Annotated in this window: 13 protein-coding genes; 6 read left to right on the top strand and 7 right to left on the bottom strand. The window is 74.5% G+C overall.

The window, feature by feature from the left end:
- Nucleotides 1-158 precede the first annotated feature (158 nt).
- Nucleotides 159-1,781 (top strand): PucR family transcriptional regulator, encoded by a 1,623-nt coding sequence (locus tag ACFVSN_RS37390; protein ID WP_387600560.1) that lies wholly within the window; start codon nt 159-161, stop codon nt 1,779-1,781.
- Here ACFVSN_RS37390 and ACFVSN_RS37385 read toward each other — a convergent pair.
- Entirely contained in the window at nt 1,745-3,388 is a 1,644-nt protein-coding gene (locus ACFVSN_RS37385; RefSeq protein ID WP_387957869.1) for an IS200/IS605 family accessory protein TnpB-related protein, read from the bottom strand. The two genes, ACFVSN_RS37390 and ACFVSN_RS37385, sit on opposite strands and share 37 nt — an antisense overlap.
- Before the next feature lie 382 nt (nt 3,389-3,770).
- On the opposite strand from ACFVSN_RS37385, the gene ACFVSN_RS37380 reads away from it, so the two are divergent.
- Nucleotides 3,771-5,084, top strand: coding sequence for a diaminopimelate decarboxylase (locus tag ACFVSN_RS37380; protein ID WP_387600554.1), 1,314 nt, complete (start codon nt 3,771-3,773; stop codon nt 5,082-5,084).
- 76 nt (nt 5,085-5,160) lie between these two features.
- Here ACFVSN_RS37380 and ACFVSN_RS37375 read toward each other — a convergent pair whose 3' ends face one another.
- Nucleotides 5,161-5,712, bottom strand: a complete 552-nt coding sequence (locus ACFVSN_RS37375; protein ID WP_387600551.1) for a hypothetical protein — start codon at nt 5,710-5,712, stop codon at nt 5,161-5,163.
- Between the two features lie 301 nt (nt 5,713-6,013).
- Here ACFVSN_RS37375 and ACFVSN_RS37370 point away from each other — a divergent pair, with 301 nt between their 5' ends.
- Together ACFVSN_RS37370 and ACFVSN_RS37365 are read left to right on the top strand one after the other, a co-directional pair.
- Nucleotides 6,014-6,679: an RNA polymerase sigma factor gene (locus ACFVSN_RS37370; protein ID WP_387600548.1), complete on the top strand. Its 666-nt coding sequence runs from the start codon at nt 6,014-6,016 to the stop codon at nt 6,677-6,679.
- On the top strand, nt 6,676-7,731 hold the full coding sequence (locus ACFVSN_RS37365) for a CU044_5270 family protein (protein ID WP_387600545.1): 1,056 nt from the start codon (nt 6,676-6,678) through the stop codon (nt 7,729-7,731). Before ACFVSN_RS37370 ends, ACFVSN_RS37365 begins: the two co-directional genes overlap by 4 nt.
- An 8-nt stretch (nt 7,732-7,739) precedes the next feature.
- On the opposite strand, the gene ACFVSN_RS37360 is transcribed toward ACFVSN_RS37365, so the two are convergent.
- Both ACFVSN_RS37360 and ACFVSN_RS37355 read right to left on the bottom strand, forming a co-directional pair.
- Entirely contained in the window at nt 7,740-8,417 is a 678-nt protein-coding gene (locus ACFVSN_RS37360; protein ID WP_387600542.1) for a CPCC family cysteine-rich protein, read from the bottom strand.
- Between the two features lie 46 nt (nt 8,418-8,463).
- Nucleotides 8,464-9,324 carry a DUF1906 domain-containing protein gene (locus ACFVSN_RS37355; protein ID WP_387600540.1) on the bottom strand — a complete coding sequence of 287 codons (861 nt, stop codon included), beginning with the start codon at nt 9,322-9,324 and terminating at the stop codon, nt 8,464-8,466.
- Between the two features lie 137 nt (nt 9,325-9,461).
- Here ACFVSN_RS37355 and ACFVSN_RS37350 point away from each other — a divergent pair, with 137 nt between their 5' ends.
- Together ACFVSN_RS37350 and ACFVSN_RS37345 are read left to right on the top strand one after the other, a co-directional pair.
- On the top strand, nt 9,462-10,292 hold the full coding sequence (locus ACFVSN_RS37350; RefSeq protein WP_387600537.1) for an SAM-dependent methyltransferase: 831 nt from the start codon (nt 9,462-9,464) through the stop codon (nt 10,290-10,292).
- Nucleotides 10,293-10,503: 211 nt separating this feature from the next.
- Nucleotides 10,504-10,995 carry a hypothetical protein gene (locus tag ACFVSN_RS37345; protein WP_380440464.1) on the top strand — a complete coding sequence of 164 codons (492 nt, stop codon included), beginning with the start codon at nt 10,504-10,506 and terminating at the stop codon, nt 10,993-10,995.
- A 7-nt stretch (nt 10,996-11,002) separates the two neighbouring features.
- On the opposite strand, the gene ACFVSN_RS37340 is transcribed toward ACFVSN_RS37345, so the two are convergent.
- The 3 genes from ACFVSN_RS37340 to ACFVSN_RS37330 all read right to left on the bottom strand — a co-directional run bounded on the left by ACFVSN_RS37340 (nt 11,003) and on the right by ACFVSN_RS37330 (nt 15,564).
- Nucleotides 11,003-11,653 (bottom strand): hypothetical protein, encoded by a 651-nt coding sequence (locus ACFVSN_RS37340; protein ID WP_387600535.1) that lies wholly within the window; start codon nt 11,651-11,653, stop codon nt 11,003-11,005.
- 129 nt (nt 11,654-11,782) lie between these two features.
- Nucleotides 11,783-12,466, bottom strand: coding sequence for a formyltransferase family protein (locus ACFVSN_RS37335; protein WP_387600532.1), 684 nt, complete (start codon nt 12,464-12,466; stop codon nt 11,783-11,785).
- Nucleotides 12,463-15,564, bottom strand: a complete 3,102-nt coding sequence (locus ACFVSN_RS37330; RefSeq protein WP_387957871.1) for a non-ribosomal peptide synthetase — start codon at nt 15,562-15,564, stop codon at nt 12,463-12,465. The genes ACFVSN_RS37335 and ACFVSN_RS37330 overlap by 4 nt, the downstream gene beginning before the upstream one ends.
- Nucleotide 15,565 lies beyond the last annotated feature (1 nt).

Genomic DNA, 15,565 nt, shown 5'->3' with positions numbered 1-15,565 from the left:
CCAATGAAGATCGCCCCTGATCGAGCAGCAGCCCGCTACACTCCACCGCGCAGCCCTCTGAACAGGCAAAACGTCGAAGTCCTGCTGGAGTACTAGTCCGCCCAGCACGCCGGCCCGGCCCGGGCCGGCGGCCACGCACCGCGGGGGAGGGGCGGCCCATGCCGGAGCAGCCGTCGACGTCGACCGGCACCACGGCACCCGAACGGACGCTGCACGGGCTGCTGCTCCTGACGGAGGCGGTGGTCGAGCTGTGTCTCGCCCCGCTGGGGCAGGACGTTCCCGTCCTCGGCCTCGACGTCTTCGACCGGCCCGAACCGGGCGCCGGCCGCGGCGACCTGCTCGTCGCCGTCCGCGTCGATCCCCGCTCCGAGCAGGCCCTCGCCCTGGTCCGGGCGGCCGGACGCGACGGCGCCGCGGGCGTCGTCTTCCGCGACGAGGGCGCCGGCCCGCCGAACGGCGCGCTGCGCGCCGCCGCGGCCGAGGCCGGGGCGGCACTGCTCTTCCGCCACAGCTGGGTCGACTGGGCGCAGCTGATCGCGGCCCTGCGCGCCGCACTGGAGGTGGCCGGCGAACCGGAGGCCACCACCGTGCCGCTCGGCGACCTGGACGCGCTCGCCGAGGCGCTGGCCCCCCTGGTGGGCGGGGCGGTGACCATCGAGAGCCCGCACTCCCGCGTGCTCGCCTACTCCTCGAACAACAAGGACGTCGACGACATCCGCCGGGACACGATCCTCACCCACCGGGTACCGCCCGACCGCGTGGAGGCGATGCGCAAGAACGGCTTCTTCCACCGGCTGCGCACCACCCCGGGCGCGCTCCACCGCCGCCCGCTCGGGGACGTCCCCGAGCGCGCGGCCATCGCGGTCCGCGCCGGCGAGGAGATCCTCGGCTCGATCTGGGTCGCACCGACCGACCGCCCCCTGCCGCCCACCGTCTCCGACGCCCTCCAGGCCGCCGCCCGCGTCGCCGCCGCCCACCTCCTGCACGACCGGGTGCGCCGCGCCGGACAGCGCGAGCAGGTCCTGGAAGCCGCCCGAGCCCTGCTGGACGGCCGGGGCTCGGCCGACGCACCGGCCCGCACCGGGCTGCCCCCGGCGCAGCCGTGCGCCGTACTGGCCATCGCCGCCACACCCGAGAGCCCTGACACCGACGGCCGGCTCGCCCGCACGGCGGCCGGACACTGCACGGGACAGGGCCACCACGCGCTCGCCACGGCCTCCCGCGACGGCGCCCGGGTCCTGCTCGGCGGCCTGGACCGGGACCCGCGACGGGCCGCCGCACAGCTCACCCGCCTCGCCGACTCCCTCGCACGGGAACTGTCCCAGGACCCCGCCCACCCCGTGCGCATCGGCATCGGCGAGGTCCGGGACCGACTCGACCTGGCAGCGGAATCCCGCCGCACCGCCGACCTCGCCCTGCGCGCCCTGCTCTTCGCCCGCTCCGCCCAGGCCGCCGCCCGGGCCTTCGCCTCCGTGGCGGACCTGCCCGACACCGTCGCCCTGCTGCACGCCCTGGACGCGCTGCGCGACGCCGTGCCGCCGGCCGACAGCTCTGTCGAACGGCTGCGCGCACACACCACCCGCACCGGCGAACACGTGCTGCTCGACACGCTGCGCGCCTACCTGGACCACTCCCGGGACGGCGCCAAGGCCGCACGCGCCCTCAACGTGCCCGCCGGCACCTTCCGCTACCGCCTGGAGAAGGTGAAGAAGGTCTGCGGCATCGACCTGGACGACCGTTCCAATCAAGTGAGCAGAAGTGGGTCTTGGACCCAGGTCTGATCACTGCGTGCATCCCGAACGGTGTTGGATGCCCGGCTGGTCGCCCGCGTTCTCGTGGTCCCCGCCCGGGCGCGTGCATCGTGTGCACGGTCCGTGGCGGGGTGGCGGGTTTCCTCGCGCCCCCGGATGCCTGGTCCGGCCTGGGCGGTCCGATGCCCGCGACGATCGCTCTGGTCGTCGTGGGGCGGTGCCGTCCGTCGCCGGATCGGGTGTCCGAGGGCGCGTCGCCCGATCGCGACAGCGGCGCTGTCGTGTCGGGTGGTCTTACGGGTTGGCGTCGCGAGCGGCTTCTGCCAGTGCTGCGCGCCCCACCGGGAGGTGTAGGCGGGGTCCACGGCGACGATGACCAGGTCGAGCTCGGCGGCCATGGAGACGAGGCGGGCACGGAGTTTCCCGGTGGGGATGCCGGAGAGGAGCTGGCGGAAGCGCTTGCGGCGGCCGTGCTTCTCGCGGGTGGTCTCGGCGGTGAAGTCCAGGTTCTCCAGGCCAATCGCTCTCATGCCGCAGCGCTTGGCCCAGTGGAGGAGTTGGGTGATGGCGTGGCGGATCTGGGCGTCGCGGTGGGTGGCGGTGCCGGTCAGGTCGTAGGGGAACCGCTGGGGGTCGCCGACCGGGTTGCCGTGCGTATCGAGGTGCCAGCAGGCGAAGTGGTCGGCGTTGGTGTCCACCCCGACCATCCCGGCCGCGCGGGCCGCCTCCAGCGGCATGGTCTTCACGACGGGGCGGGTCCATGAGGCGTCCAGGTACCAGCGGCCCCGGTCCACGTCCAGGTGGATGCGGTATGCCACCGCCCGGTTGGCCTCGATGCGGTCGGCCCACTCGGTGCCCCGGTGCGGGAATGTCACCTTCGCGGTGAGGACGTACCGGCCGTGCCTGGCGTTCGCCAGGTCGGCGAGCGGGGCGGGCAGCTTGATCGACACTTCGCCGTCGGGGGTGACGCGGATCGTCTCGTTGCCGAACCGCTTGCCGGACTCCCCGTCAGCCGACAGGAACCGGCGCGCCGTCTCCCAGCGTTCCCGCCATTGCTGCTCGGTGAGCTGCGCGGTGTCGAGGTTGTGCCGGGTGTTGAGCAGTTTCCGGCCGCCGCGTACCACGTGCACGATGCCGTTGTCGCGGTCGGCGGCGACAGCCGCGCGTCGCTCCTCAAGGACGTGCAGGCGCCGGGTCTTGACGAACCATTCGTGCTTGGACCGGTATCCGCCCGGCTGTCGCCTGCTGCCCCTCTCGACCAGCGGCAGCGACAGGCGGTGGGAGATCGTGCGGATGCCGGTGTCCAGGTAGTCCAGGTGCGCGGCCTGCCCGCGACGCGACAGCGCCCACTGGTCGTGCGTGGCCTTGGTGATGCTCCCGGCCCAGCGCGACGACGACTGCACGGTCAGGTCACGTTTGCGCGTGGCCCACGTCTGGTTGCCGTGCTCCAGGCCGTCAGCGCAGCGCGCCTTGAGGTCACGCGACGCCAGCGAACCGAGGTGCCCGCCGACCAGCCGCAGCACCTTCTCGTTCTCGGGGGTGAGGCCCTTGAGACGGTCACGGACCGTCACACCCGACGGGCCAAGGGAAACGAACGGCGCGTCGATCCGCCGCAGCGGCTTCCCCGGCCCGGTCACGCCATCCCCCTCTCCGTCAGTGCCACCACCCTGGCACAGGCCACCGACAGTCGCTTCACCGGTCCAACAAGCCATGATCGAAAACGAACTCATGGACACCCACGTGCACGAAAACGACCTCGATCCCCAGCAGTTCACAACCCCCGGCGCTGAGCCCCGCCCCGCCGACTCCGTCGCACGGCACGAAGAAACCGCCCCCGGGCCCTCGCCCCGCACCAAAGGGGCGACCGCCCGCCCGCCGCCCCCGGCCACGACACGGCCCGCACCCCGCACATCCGCGCCGTGGGACGAAGACACGGCCCCCCGGCGCCCGGCAGCCTGGACCCAGGCCCCCGCGAACCCTCCCGGGCCCCACCGACGACACCCAGCGGAGCAGGGCACCATGACCATCCGACAGTCACCCGACCACCCCTCGGCCGCCCGCCGCGAACGCGTCCTGCGGGAAGCCGTCCAGCGCAAACTCCTCGACCCCGAACAGGCCCTGCTCGCCGCCTTCGTCGACCTCGACGGCGTCGAGGCGAGCGTCACCGCCCTGCACCGGGCCTTCCCCGACTCCGTCCACGCGCTGCACACCTTCGCTGCCAAGGCCAACTGCCTCGTCCCGCTCCTCGAACGGCTGCGCCACCTCGGCATGGGCTGCGAGGTCGCCAGCCCCGGCGAGTTCGCCCAGGCGCTCGCGGCCGGCTTCGACCCCGCGCGGATCGTCTACGACTCCCCGGCCAAGACCCGCGGCGAACTCGCCCGCGCCCTGGAACTCGGCGCCGCGGTCAACATCGACAACTGGCAGGAACTCGACCGTGTCGACGCCCTCCTGCGCACCCGCCCCTCCCGCTCCCGCCTCGGCATCAGGATCAACCCGCAGATCGGCGGCGGCACGATCGGCGCGATGTCCACCGCCACCGCCACCTCCAAGTTCGGCATCCCGCTCGCCGACGACGGCAACGCCGAACGCCTCCTCGCCGCCTACCGCGCACACCCCTGGCTCACCTGGATCCACGTCCACGTCGGCTCCCAGGGCTGCCCCCTGGACCTCATGGCCGACGGCGTCGCCAAGGCCGTCGCCTTCGCCGAACACGTCAACGACGCACTCGGACGACGCCGGATCACCGGCATCGACATCGGCGGCGGACTGCCCGTCAACTTCACCGACGACACCACCGACCCCACCTACACCGCCTACGCGGACCGGCTGCGCGCCCACGCCCCCGCCCTGTTCGGCGGCGGATTCCGGGTGGTCACCGAGTTCGGCCGCTCCCTGCTCGCCAAGAACGGCTTCATCGCCGCCCACGTCGAGTACACCAAGACCGCCGGCGGCCGGCACATCGCCCTCACCCACGCCGGCGCCCAGGTCGCCACCCGCACCGTCTTCATGCCCGAAGCCTGGCCGCTGCGCATCACCGCCCACCACCCCTCCGGCGCCGCCAAGCACGGCGACCCCGTCCCCCAGGACATCGCCGGGCCCTGCTGCTTCGCCGGCGACCTCGTCGCCCGCGCCCGGCCGCTGCCCCTCCTGGAACCCGGCGACCTCGTCGCCCTCCTCGACACCGGCGCGTACTACGCGACCACCCACTTCCAGTACAACAGCCTGCCCGAACCCGCCGTCCACGGCTTCACCGTCGACCCCGACGGCACCGTGCACTTCGAACTCCTGCGCCCCGCCCAGACCACCGACGACCTGCTGCCCATCGTCCGCTGACCCGCCGGACGCACTGGGGCGCCGCCACCTCGAACCGCGAGGTGACGGCGCCCCTGTGAACGGCCGACCGGCCGGGTCAGCCCCAGTAGCCTTCGGTGCCCGGACAGCGGCGGTAGGTGTTCGACGCCCACAGGGCGTTGCCGGAGCCGTCGTAGATGACGAAGTTGCCGTCGGCCTGGACGATCGCCTGCGTGCCGCGCGTGCTGTGGGTGGGGGGCTTGGTCAGCGACGACCACAGGGCGACGTTGCCCGACGGCCCCTGGTTCGTCCAGATCACCATGCTGCCCCCGCCCGACCCGCCTTCGAAGTTCACCCAGGTCGTGTTGGAGTTGACCGTCCCGGTGGACCACTTCGGCTCGCCGTTGCTGGTGCAGTAGAGGACCAGGTTCCCGTCCCCCTGCATCTTCAGGACGGTGAACGGCCCCCACCACTCGTGGTAGGGCGTGTAGTTGCCGCCGTCCATGTAGATCGTCGTCTGGTGGTTGCAGCCGTCGCCGCCGGTGCACCCGATCGTCGCACTGGCCGGAGTCGCGGAAGCGACCATCGCGACGGAGACCGCGAGGGCGCCGATCAGCGCGAGGCTGCGGCGCCTGGCCGCGCCGGACACCCGTTGGAGCATGGACCGCATGTGAGCCCGCCTTTCACGTCGGATCACGAGTCGGATTGCCATGTCGCCCGCCGGGGCGCAGTCCTGTCCCGCCCCGACGCCCCAAGCCTGCCGGGAGCGGCCCGGTGAGGTCCCGTATCCCGTACAAGTCCGTACACGCGGCCCGCGTACCCCCGCGCGACCCCGTTCCGCCCGCACCCGAGGCCCCCGATTTCCGAAATCCCCGCAGCACCACCGGAGAATCGACGCCGAGCCCCCGCCGGCCACACGCGAGTGACGCGGCTCACACGGAACCCCGCGCAGCCCGCGGACAGGGAGGGACATGGAACTGTCACAACGAGCGCGCCTGCGCGCCGGCGACCAGGCCGCGCTCGGCGAGGTCTTCGACGCACACGCCCAAGCCGTGTACGGCTACGCGCTGCGCACCCTCGGAGACTGGGCGGCCGCCGAGGACGCGGTGTCGCTGACCTTCCTGGAGGCCTGGCGCCTGCGCGCCAAACTGCACGACGGTGACGACGACCTGCGCCCCTGGATCTTCGGCATCGCCACCAACGTCCTGCGCAACACCGCCCGGGCCGCCCGCCGCCACCGCGCCGCGATGGCCCGCCTCGCCGAACGCGAGGCCGTGCCGGACTTCGCCGACGAACTCGTCTCCCGCATCGACGACAGCGCCCAACTCGCCGCCGTACGACGCGCGTTGCCAGAACTACGCCGGTCCGAACGCGAAGTGTTCCGCCTCTGCGTGTGGGTCGGGCTCGACTACGCGTCGGCGGCCGAGGCCCTCGGCGTCCCGGTCGGCACCGTCCGCTCGCGCCTGTCCCGGGCACGCACCCGGCTGCGCACCCTCGCCGAGACCGAACTCAACGAGCCGGCAAACCGCCGGGAACCCGCTCCCGCCACCGGACAGGTACGGGTCGGCGGCTTCGAAGCCGCCCGGTCGCTGCGGGAGTCGCAGGAGTTGCAGGAGTTGCAGGAGGAAATCCGATGAACAACTCGCCGAACAACTCGCCCGAGCTGCTCCCCGCCGACCGCCAACGGTTTCTGAAGGAGCACCTGATGAGTGAGATCGCCGCCGAGACGAAGGCACCGAAGCCGCGGCGCAGGCTGGTGTGGCTGGTCGCCTCCCCGCTGGCGGTCGGCGCGCTGGCGGCCGTCACCCTGGCCGTCCCGGACCGCCACCACGGCGACGCCGCCCCGGCGGCCCCGGCCCCGTCGGCCTCGTCCGCCCCCAGCCCCAGTGCCAGCCCCACCGCCACCCCGCTCCCGGAGCCGACCGACCCCGCGGGCCTGCTCGCCCGCGCCGCGAAGGCCGCCGCGAGCAGCCCCGACCCCGGCGCCAAGGGCGCCCAGTTCGTCTACCGGCGCGAGATCCAGGACGGCGCCCGCGAGACCAAGCACGAGCGCAAGTCGTGGATGTCGGTCGACGGCAGGTCCCAGGGCCTGATCCTGGATCCGACGATGGGCGGCGGACGGACCGACTGGCCCGCCATGCTCTCGACCGCCTCCGGGGCCCCGCGAACGGCGGGCTTCTCCGCCCCGACCTACGAGTTCGTCGCCTCCCTGCCCACCGACCCGCAACAGCTCCTGAAGCAACTGCTCTCCGCCGACCGCTCCAAGATGGTGGCGGGCATGCCGATGACGCCGAAGCTGTACAACCAGTTCGCCTTCGGGGACGTCCAGATGATCTTCCAGAACATCGCGGCACCGCCCGCCGTCGCCGCCGCGCTCATGGAGGCGGCCGCGAAGATCCCCGGCACGGCCGTCGTCGCCGACGAGGCGGACGCGGCCGGCCGCCACGGCGTCGCGGTGGTCGGCACCAACGGCACCATGCGCGTGGCCCTGGTCTTCGACAAGACCACCGGCGCCTTCCTCGGCGTGCACGAGGTCCTCCTCTCCGACCTCCCGCCCGCCGGCCCCGACGGCCTCCCGCCCGCCGGCACCCCGTCCCCGGGCGCCGGCAACGGCAAGGGCTACGACTACGCCTCAGCCATCCTCACCACGGCCATCGTCGACAAGCCGGAGGCCGAACCGGCCAACTGACCAGGAACCTACGGGCGGTACGAGACGCTGAAGCCCGGCGATGTCGTCCCGAACCGCCCGAGCAGCCGGCGCAGCTCGGAGGCACCCACGGGGGTGGTGCCTTCGAGCTCCGCCCACCCCGTGAAGACCAGCTCACGCGGCATCACGACGAGCCCGGTGACCGCGTCCCAGAACGCGTCCCAGTCCATACCGTAGAACGACGGGAACCCGAGCTCCCGCTTCAGGACGGCGTGCAGGCCCCGCACGTCGCGCACCGGACCCACGTCGATGACCACCCGCCGGGCCGGCGGCGCATCGGGCTCCTCCGGACAGCCCCAGAACGACGGGAGCCACCAGCACAGCACCGACCTGTCCTCCGGCCAGGGCCGCCCGCGCCCGCCGTCCCACTCCTCGAACCGGTCCGTCAGCGGGTCGACCGGCCGCCAGGCGGCGTCGAGCGGCTCGTCCTCGGCCGCCGGGCGCACGAAGTGCCGCTCCCGCTGGTCACAGGCCCCGTAGGCGCGGAAGTTCCGCTGCGCCTCGACGAGCGAGACCCGGTTCGCGCCGCCCGGGGTGAACGGCCACCGGATCTGCACCCGGTCGTCCTCCCAGAAGCAGACCGGGCAGACCGCGAACGAGCCGGGCCAGCCGTCCTCGGCGTCGAAGACGAGGTGGCCGCAGCAGGGGCAGGGACGACGGGTATCCATCCGGCCAGTGTCGTCCGTTCCCCAGCGCGGTAGCGACCGGGTTTTCTCAGCCGTCCTCACCCCGGAAGCCGCCCGCCACCGGGCCGTCGAGCTGGTCGGGGTCGATGCTGAGGGTCACGCCGCCGTAGGTCTCGTCGGCGCTGCCGCGGTACTGGTGGATGCGGTGGTGGCCGGTCCACAGGTCGTCGGGCAGGCCGGTGGTCGTGGGGTTGCGGTCCCAGCGGGCGTACCAGAGGGCGTCGGGCAGGGGGGCGCGGCCGCTGCGGGCGGCGTCGACGATGTCGGCGATGCCGGAGTTCAGGCTGGAGTAGAAGCCGGACCGGTAGCCGGCGGCGTGCAGGGCCTCGGTCCAGCCGACGGTGAAGTCGACGACCGCGCGGCTGCACTCGGCGTCGTCGGCGGGGTAGGCCTCCATGTCGAGGTAGACGGGGCTGCCGGCGCCCAGGCCCAGTGTCCGCAGGGCCGCCGCGGCCTCGTCGGCTTCCTGCCCGCCCTGTTCCTCGGCCCGGGCCGGATCGATCCGCAGCGGCTTGTCCGCGCGTTCGGCGCACGGCGCCTGGAGCCCGACGTGCGTGGGCACCAGCTTCCAGCCCATCGCGCGGGCCTCGGTGACCCACTGCGGCGTCAGCCGCGGCTGCGCGCAGCGGCGCTGGCGACCGCTGCTGTAGATGTTCACCGCGCCGTACGGCGAGGCGGTGCGCCACACGGACAGGGCCTCCAGCGGCGGGGCCGTGCAGGCGTCGAACCCGGCGCCGGTGAACCGGTACTCCGGCAGCGGCGCGGCGAGAGGAGACGGGCGGGAGACCGACGGTTCCGCGGCCGCCACGGGGGCGAGCCCGTGGGCGGTGCCGGGGAGCATGAGGAGCACGGCCGCCGCGGGGAGCGCGGCCAGGGACGGAAGGCGCATCCACCTGTCCTAGCGGCCCGCCGGGCATCCGCTGCGTTACCGGGCCGACACGCCGCGCCCGTTCACCCGCAATCGGGACACCGCCGGGGCCGAAAAGGCCCCGGAGCGGCTCCGGGCGGGCGGCTAGATTGCACGGCATGACCTCCGATACTCCCCAGGCCCTGAGCCCGGTGTCCCGCACCGCGCTGTCCGTCGCCAGGGTGCGCGCCTACGAGAGCGCCCGGCCCGACGCGCTGTTCGTCGACCCGTACGCCACCGCGTTCGTCACCGCCGCCGGAATGGAGGCGGCCGCCTCCCGTCCCGGGCTCAGCGGGCTGGCCAAGGGCCTGGTCGCGCACGGCATCCTGCGCACCCGCTTCTACGACGACCGTCTCCTCGCGGCCGCCGCGGACGGGGCGGAGCAGGTCGTGCTGCTCGCGGCGGGCCTCGACACGCGCGCCTACCGGCTCGACTGGCCGGCCGGCACCCGGGTGTTCGAGCTCGACCTGGACCCGGTGCTGGACTTCAAGCAGACGGTCCTGGACGACGCGGGCGCCGTACCCGTCGGCCACCGCACCGCCCTGCCGGCCGACCTGCTGGACCCGCGCTGGCCCGAGCGCCTGGTCGCGGCCGGCTTCGACCCGGCGCGGCGCTCGGCGTGGCTCGCGGAGGGACTGCTGGTCTACTTCACGGCCGAGGAGGCGGCCGGCCTGTTCACGGCCGTCGCCGCCCTGGCGGCCCCGGGCAGCCGGCTGCTGCTGGAGCGGGGCCGGGACGTGAGCCGCACCCCGCACGACCCGGCGCTCGCCCACGTCACCGGCCTGTGGCGCGGCGGCCTGGGCCCCGACACCCACCACTGGCTCGACCGGCACGGCTGGACGGCCGGGCTCACCGCCCTGGACCAGATCGCGGACAGCTACGGCCGCCCCCTGTCCGGGCCGTCCACCGGGGGGTTCATCGAGGCGGTGCGGCAGCACACGGCCGGCTGACCCGGCTCCCCGGCCCGCACGCCCGGCGCGCGCCGCGAGCCCCGCGCCGGGGGAGCGGTGGTTCGCCGGACCGGACCCGGGCGGTCCGCCTACCCTACGAACTGTCCTGCCGCGCACCGGTCCTGGCCCTTGCACAAGGAGTCCCGTGTCATCGTCGCCCTCGCCCTGTGACCCCCAGTTCGCGCCCGTCGGTGACGTGAGCACGGCGCTCATGGTGATCGACTCCCGGCTCAAGGCGATCTACGACGGCCGGACCGGGGCGGACCCCGAACGCCAGCGCATGCTCGACGAGTTCGCCGCGTCGCTGGGCCCCGCAGAGTTCGCCGAGCTGCTGGACGGCGCGTGCACGCTCGTGTACATGTACATGAGCTGGATGCGGACGGTCTGCGAGGAGCACGACAAGGACGTCGTCGAACACATCGTGCCGACCCTCGTGTCGACGATGCGGATGATGCCGAGGACGTTCAGTCCCGAGGTCATCCCCACCATGGCGGGCCTGCTGATCGCCGCGGGCAGCGGCCTGAGCCCCAACCTCTGGCGCGCGCAGTACGGGCCGTGGACGGACGCCGAGATGAACCCGCTGGAGGCGATGGTCGCCCTGCTCGCCGAGCACGTCAACCGGATGTCCGGCGGTGACCACGACTTCGCCACCCGCCTGATCGCCGACGCCCTGTCCAGGGCCGAGGAGGAGGAAGAGGAGTGAGGGCCGGTCAGCCCGCCAGCGCCTTGGCCGCGGTGGCGGCCAGCTGCTGTTCGACGGCGGCCTCCTGGGCGGCGTTGGCGGCGCCGAGCTCGCGGCGGTCGGCCACGGCCTCGATGCTGTAGTGGTGGCCGGCGAGGGTGAAGACGACCTTCGGCATCCCGCCGTCCTCCTTGTTCTTGAGCAGGACGGCGTCGTCCCCGACCCCGGGCACCGGGGACGAGGTGGACCGGTTGTTGGTGGTCACGGCCGTGAACCGGGTCGCGTCCAGCTCCTTGACGCTCACGAAGGACTGACGGGAGCCCCAGGTGCAGCCCCACGCCACCTCGGTCGACGCGCCCTCCGCGCGGAGCGGGACCGAGGCGGCCAGGGCCCGGGTGACCTGGTCGTTCGTCAGGACCGAGCACGGGTCGGCGGGACGGCTGCCGACGGGCTTCGCGCCGGTGGCGACCGTGGCCGCCGGAGCGCTCGGAGCGCCAGTGACGGGGGCCGGTGCGGCCTGAACCGGGACACTCGCCGGAGCACTCGCCGAAGGAGCGGCCTGAGCGCCCGTCGAGCCGCCGCCCGAGGAACACCCCGCGAGCACGCCCGCCACCCCCAGGGCGAGCACCGCAGCCGCAGCCGCCCGGCGACCCTTCGCGGTACAAGTGTCCACCGTCATCAGCACGTTCCTCCCCTGACCCCTACCGTACTCACCCGCCCGCCGCCGCGCCGCCGAATCCGCCCACACCCGCCGGCGGGGCACACTGACGCCCCGTCCGGGCCGCCCGCCGGATGCACGGCCCGGCCGTCAGCCCAGGGCTTCGGCGAGTTCGGGGAGGTAGCCGGCGAGGAAGCCCAGGTCGGTGGCGCGGGCGTACTCAGGATGCTCACGCCAAAGGGGGAGGCGGGCCAGTGCCGTGCGGCCGTAGTAGCCGCCGTCCCCCGCCCCCACGGAGGCACCGGGGTCGCCGGGCCAGTCGGGGTCGGCCGCGGCGAGCGGCAGGCACCGTTCGAAGAGCCGGTGGCAGACCTGCAGGCCCCGGCGCATCACCACGTGGTACGGCTCCTCGGCGCCGATCGGGTAGGGCTCGCGGGCCAGGACGGGGCCGGTGTCGATGCCCTCGTCGACGCGGTGGAGCGTGGCGGCGAACTCCGTCTCGCCGTCCAGCATGGCGTACACCAGGGCGACTTCGGGCATCCCGCGGTAGGCCGGGAGGGGGCCGTGGTGGACGTTGAGGACGCGCAGGCCGGTGGACAGCACCGGGGCGCGGAAGATCATCCGGTTGTTGACCGACCAGACCAGCCCGTCCGTGCAGGCCGCCGCCAGCTCGTCCGCGACCGTGTTGACGTCCGTGGCGGCGAGGTGGCGGACGCCGGGCGGTGCCGCGCCGCCGTCCGCGGCCGGGCCGCAGACCAGGTCCACCGGCAGCCCGCTGTCCAGGGTGTGCCGTACGGCGCGCCACAGCAGCGCGCCCTCGCCGACGAAGATCATGCCTCGCTCCGTACGGTGTCGACGGCGGTGACGACGCGGCCCAGGGTGAGCCCGTCGCTGAGCGGTCCGAGCCGGTCCAGCAGCCGCCGTTCGGCCGAGCCGCCGGGCAGCTGCCCGCCGAGCAGTTCCTCGCCGAGGGCCGACAGCATCTCCAGCACGGCGAGCGAATCGCCGCCCAGCGCGTGGAAGTCGGACGAGTCGTCGAGGGCCGCGGCCTCGCAGCGCAGGACGCGCGACCAGATCCGCGCGGTCACGGCCGCCACGCCCCGGTCGTCGCCCGGCCCTGCCGGTGCGGTGGCGTCGCCGAAGGGGTCCGGCAGCGCCTTGCGGTCGGTCTTGCCGCTGGCGGTCTCCGGCAGCGCGGGCAGGACGCGCACCACCGTGGGCACCAGGTGCGGGGGCAGCGTCCGGGCGAGCTCGGCCCGGACGGCGCCCTCGTCGAAGGCGGCGGCGCGGGCGTCCCGGGCGAGGACGACGAACGCGCACAGGGCCCGCACGTCCCCGGTCCGGCCGCGGGCGACCACGGCGGCCTGGGCGATGTCCGCCAGTGCGGTCAGCGCCGTTTCGACCTCGGCGGGTTCCACCCGGTGGCCGCGGATCTTCACCTGGTCGTCGACGCGGCCCGCGTACTCCAGCTGCCCGTCGGGCAGGCGCAGCACGAGGTCGCCGGTCCGGTAGGCGCGGCGGCCGTCGGGCAGGAGGACGAAGCGTTCGGCGGTGAGGTCGGGGCGGCCGAGGTAGCCGCGGGCGAGCTGTGCGCCGGTGACGTAGAGCTCGCCGGGCCGGCCGTCGGGGACTTCGCGCCGCTGGTCGTCCAGCACGCTCACGCCGGTGCGGTGCACGGGGACGCCGATCGGCGCCGAGCCGCGGGTGATGCCGTCCTCGACGACGGCGACGGTGCAGGCGAGCGTGGCCTCGGTGGGGCCGTAGGCGTTGACGATGAGGCAGTGCGGGCCGAAGTCCTCGCGCGCCCGGCGGGCGGTGGCCGCGGTGAGGTTCTCCCCGCCGAGCTGCAGGGCGCGGATGCCGGCCGGGCGGATGCCGAGGCGGGCGGCGAGGCCGAGGTGGGTGGGGGTGAGCGACAGGGTGTTGGCGAGCCGGCCCTCGTACATGTCGCGGAGCTTGAGGTGGTCGAGCTCGCCGGGCACCGGCACGACCGCGCCGCCGTGCAGCAGCGGCGGGAAGATCTGCATCAGGGACAGGTCGAAGCCGGGGGAGAAGGAGTAGGCGGCGCGGGTGCGTTCGTCGCAGCGCATGAGCGGGGCCAGCCAGCCGACGGCGTTGACCAGGCTCCGGTGCTCGACCTGCACGCCCTTGGGGCGGCCGGTGGAGCCGGAGGTGTAGATGACGTAGGCGAGGTCGTCCGGGCCCGGCGCGGCGGCGGCGACCGTCTCGCGCGCCTGGTCGTCGATCGGGCTGTCTGCCGTGCTCTCCAAGGGAATCGACGTTCCGTCGAAGTCCTCGGCGAGGCCCGTCCAGGCGGCCTCCGCGAGGCAGTACCGGGCCCGCGCGTCGCCCAGCAGCTCCGCGACGCGGCGCGCCGGGTTGCGGACGTCGACGGGCAGGAACGCCGCGCCCGCCTTGAGGACGCCCCACACGCCCGCGAGCCCGTACGCCGTGCGGTCGGCGAGGACCCCGACGACCTCGCCGCGCCGCACGCCCCGCGCGAGCAGTGCGGCGCAGACGGCGTCCGAGCGCCGGTCGAGTTCGTCGTACGGCCAGTGCGCGCAGTCGCCGGTCACGGCGGTGGCCTGTGGGGAGCGGGCGGCCTGTGCGCGGAAGAGTTGGACGACGGTGGTGTCCAGCGGCGGCAGCCCCTCGGGGCCCGGGGTGAGGAGCCGTTCGGCGGCGCCCGGTTGCAACTGCCGTGGAGCAGTGGCCGGTTCGCCGGTCGTGAGCGCCTCGGCGATGCGGTCGATCAGCGCGTCGCAGCGCTCGCCCACGTCCGCGGCGCCCCGGGCGGAGACCACCAGCTCGGTGTGGCCGGGCAGTTCGAGCAGCACGACGCTGAACGGCACCAGGGGCGCGTGGACGGGCAGCGCGTAGGCGGTCGTCGCGGTGAAGGCGTCGGTGCCGAACTCCGCGGGGTCCAGCCGGCCGGCGTGCGAGACGATCGCCGAGGCGAGGTGGCGGTGCCGGGCCAGTTCCGCGGCCCTGGAGGCGCGGACGAGGGCGGCGGCCGCCGGCAGCGGGAGCCGGGCGAGCGCCGCCTCGGTGCCGGTGGCCAGTTCCCGCCGCTCGGCGAGGGCGTCCAGCAGCCGCCGGTGGACGGTGTCCGGGTCCTGGCCGGGCGGCACGTCGAGGAACACGGGCAGGGTGAGGTTGGCCGTGGCGGACGCGGCCCGCACGTGCCGGCGCAGGTCGACCGGCACCATGATCCGGGCCGGGGCGCCGACGGCCCCGGCGAGCGCCGCCGAGACCCGTGCGGCCGCCGCCGGGGCCCGGCCCGGCACGGTCCGCCGGCGCCACACGGCGACCGGGCCCGCCGGGCCGCCCAGCGGCGAGCGCTGGTCGAGCCCGAGGCGGGGGCGCTGCCCGCTGCGGCCGAGCGCGGCCAGCAGCCGGTGGTCGGTCAGCGGGTCCGCGGCGTCCTGCGCGGGCTCGCCCCGCAGGGCGCGGAAGACCTCGGCGGCCCAGGTCTGCAGGCCCTTGAGGTCCATCACCGCGTGCGCGGCGCGGAAGACGACGGTGGTCGGCTCGACGGCGGGTTCTCCGGCGGCTTTCCCGGCGGGTTCTCCGGTGGCTTCCCCGGTGAGGAGCAGCACCTCGCAGGCCGGGGAGTCCTCGGCCTGCGCCAGGTGGCCGGTCAGCTCGGGCAGTCCGGTCAGCGCGGCGCGGTCGAAGGCGGGCGCGTCGACGGCCACGACCCGGGCCGGCACCCCGCCGTCGTGCCACGTCCGCCCGCGCCGCACGACCCGGGAGCCGGGGCAGGCCCGCGAGGCCCGTGCCACGGCCCCGGCCAGTGCCCGGGCGTCGATCCGCCCGGCGCCCTCGACCACGAGCTGGATCACCATCAGCTCGCCGAGGCGCGCGGCGGCGAGGTAGGACCACTCGGTGGGCGAGACGGGCCGCCGGAAGCCGGAGGTGGAGTGGTGCACG

Source organism: Kitasatospora sp. NPDC057904, from assembly GCF_042887925.1.
GTDB lineage: Bacteria > Actinomycetota > Actinomycetes > Streptomycetales > Streptomycetaceae > Kitasatospora.
The sequence above is the reverse complement of the archived record's forward strand: the minus strand, read 5'-3'. Positions and strand labels throughout refer to the sequence as shown.

Excerpts from the sequence above, each read along its gene's own strand:
- ACFVSN_RS37390 (WP_387600560.1), top strand. The coding sequence starts at position 159 with ATGCCGGAGCAGCCGTCGACGTCGACCGGCACCACGGCACCCGAACGG.
- ACFVSN_RS37380 (WP_387600554.1), top strand. The coding sequence starts at position 3,771 with ATGACCATCCGACAGTCACCCGACCACCCCTCGGCCGCCCGCCGCGAA.
- ACFVSN_RS37375 (WP_387600551.1), bottom strand. The coding sequence starts at position 5,712 with ATGCGGTCCATGCTCCAACGGGTGTCCGGCGCGGCCAGGCGCCGCAGC.
- ACFVSN_RS37370 (WP_387600548.1), top strand. The coding sequence starts at position 6,014 with ATGGAACTGTCACAACGAGCGCGCCTGCGCGCCGGCGACCAGGCCGCG.
- ACFVSN_RS37365 (WP_387600545.1), top strand. The coding sequence starts at position 6,676 with ATGAACAACTCGCCGAACAACTCGCCCGAGCTGCTCCCCGCCGACCGC.
- ACFVSN_RS37360 (WP_387600542.1), bottom strand. The coding sequence starts at position 8,417 with ATGGATACCCGTCGTCCCTGCCCCTGCTGCGGCCACCTCGTCTTCGAC.
- ACFVSN_RS37355 (WP_387600540.1), bottom strand. The coding sequence starts at position 9,324 with ATGCGCCTTCCGTCCCTGGCCGCGCTCCCCGCGGCGGCCGTGCTCCTC.
- ACFVSN_RS37350 (WP_387600537.1), top strand. The coding sequence starts at position 9,462 with ATGACCTCCGATACTCCCCAGGCCCTGAGCCCGGTGTCCCGCACCGCG.
- ACFVSN_RS37345 (WP_380440464.1), top strand. The coding sequence starts at position 10,504 with ATGGTGATCGACTCCCGGCTCAAGGCGATCTACGACGGCCGGACCGGG.
- ACFVSN_RS37340 (WP_387600535.1), bottom strand. The coding sequence starts at position 11,653 with ATGACGGTGGACACTTGTACCGCGAAGGGTCGCCGGGCGGCTGCGGCT.
- ACFVSN_RS37335 (WP_387600532.1), bottom strand. The coding sequence starts at position 12,466 with ATGATCTTCGTCGGCGAGGGCGCGCTGCTGTGGCGCGCCGTACGGCAC.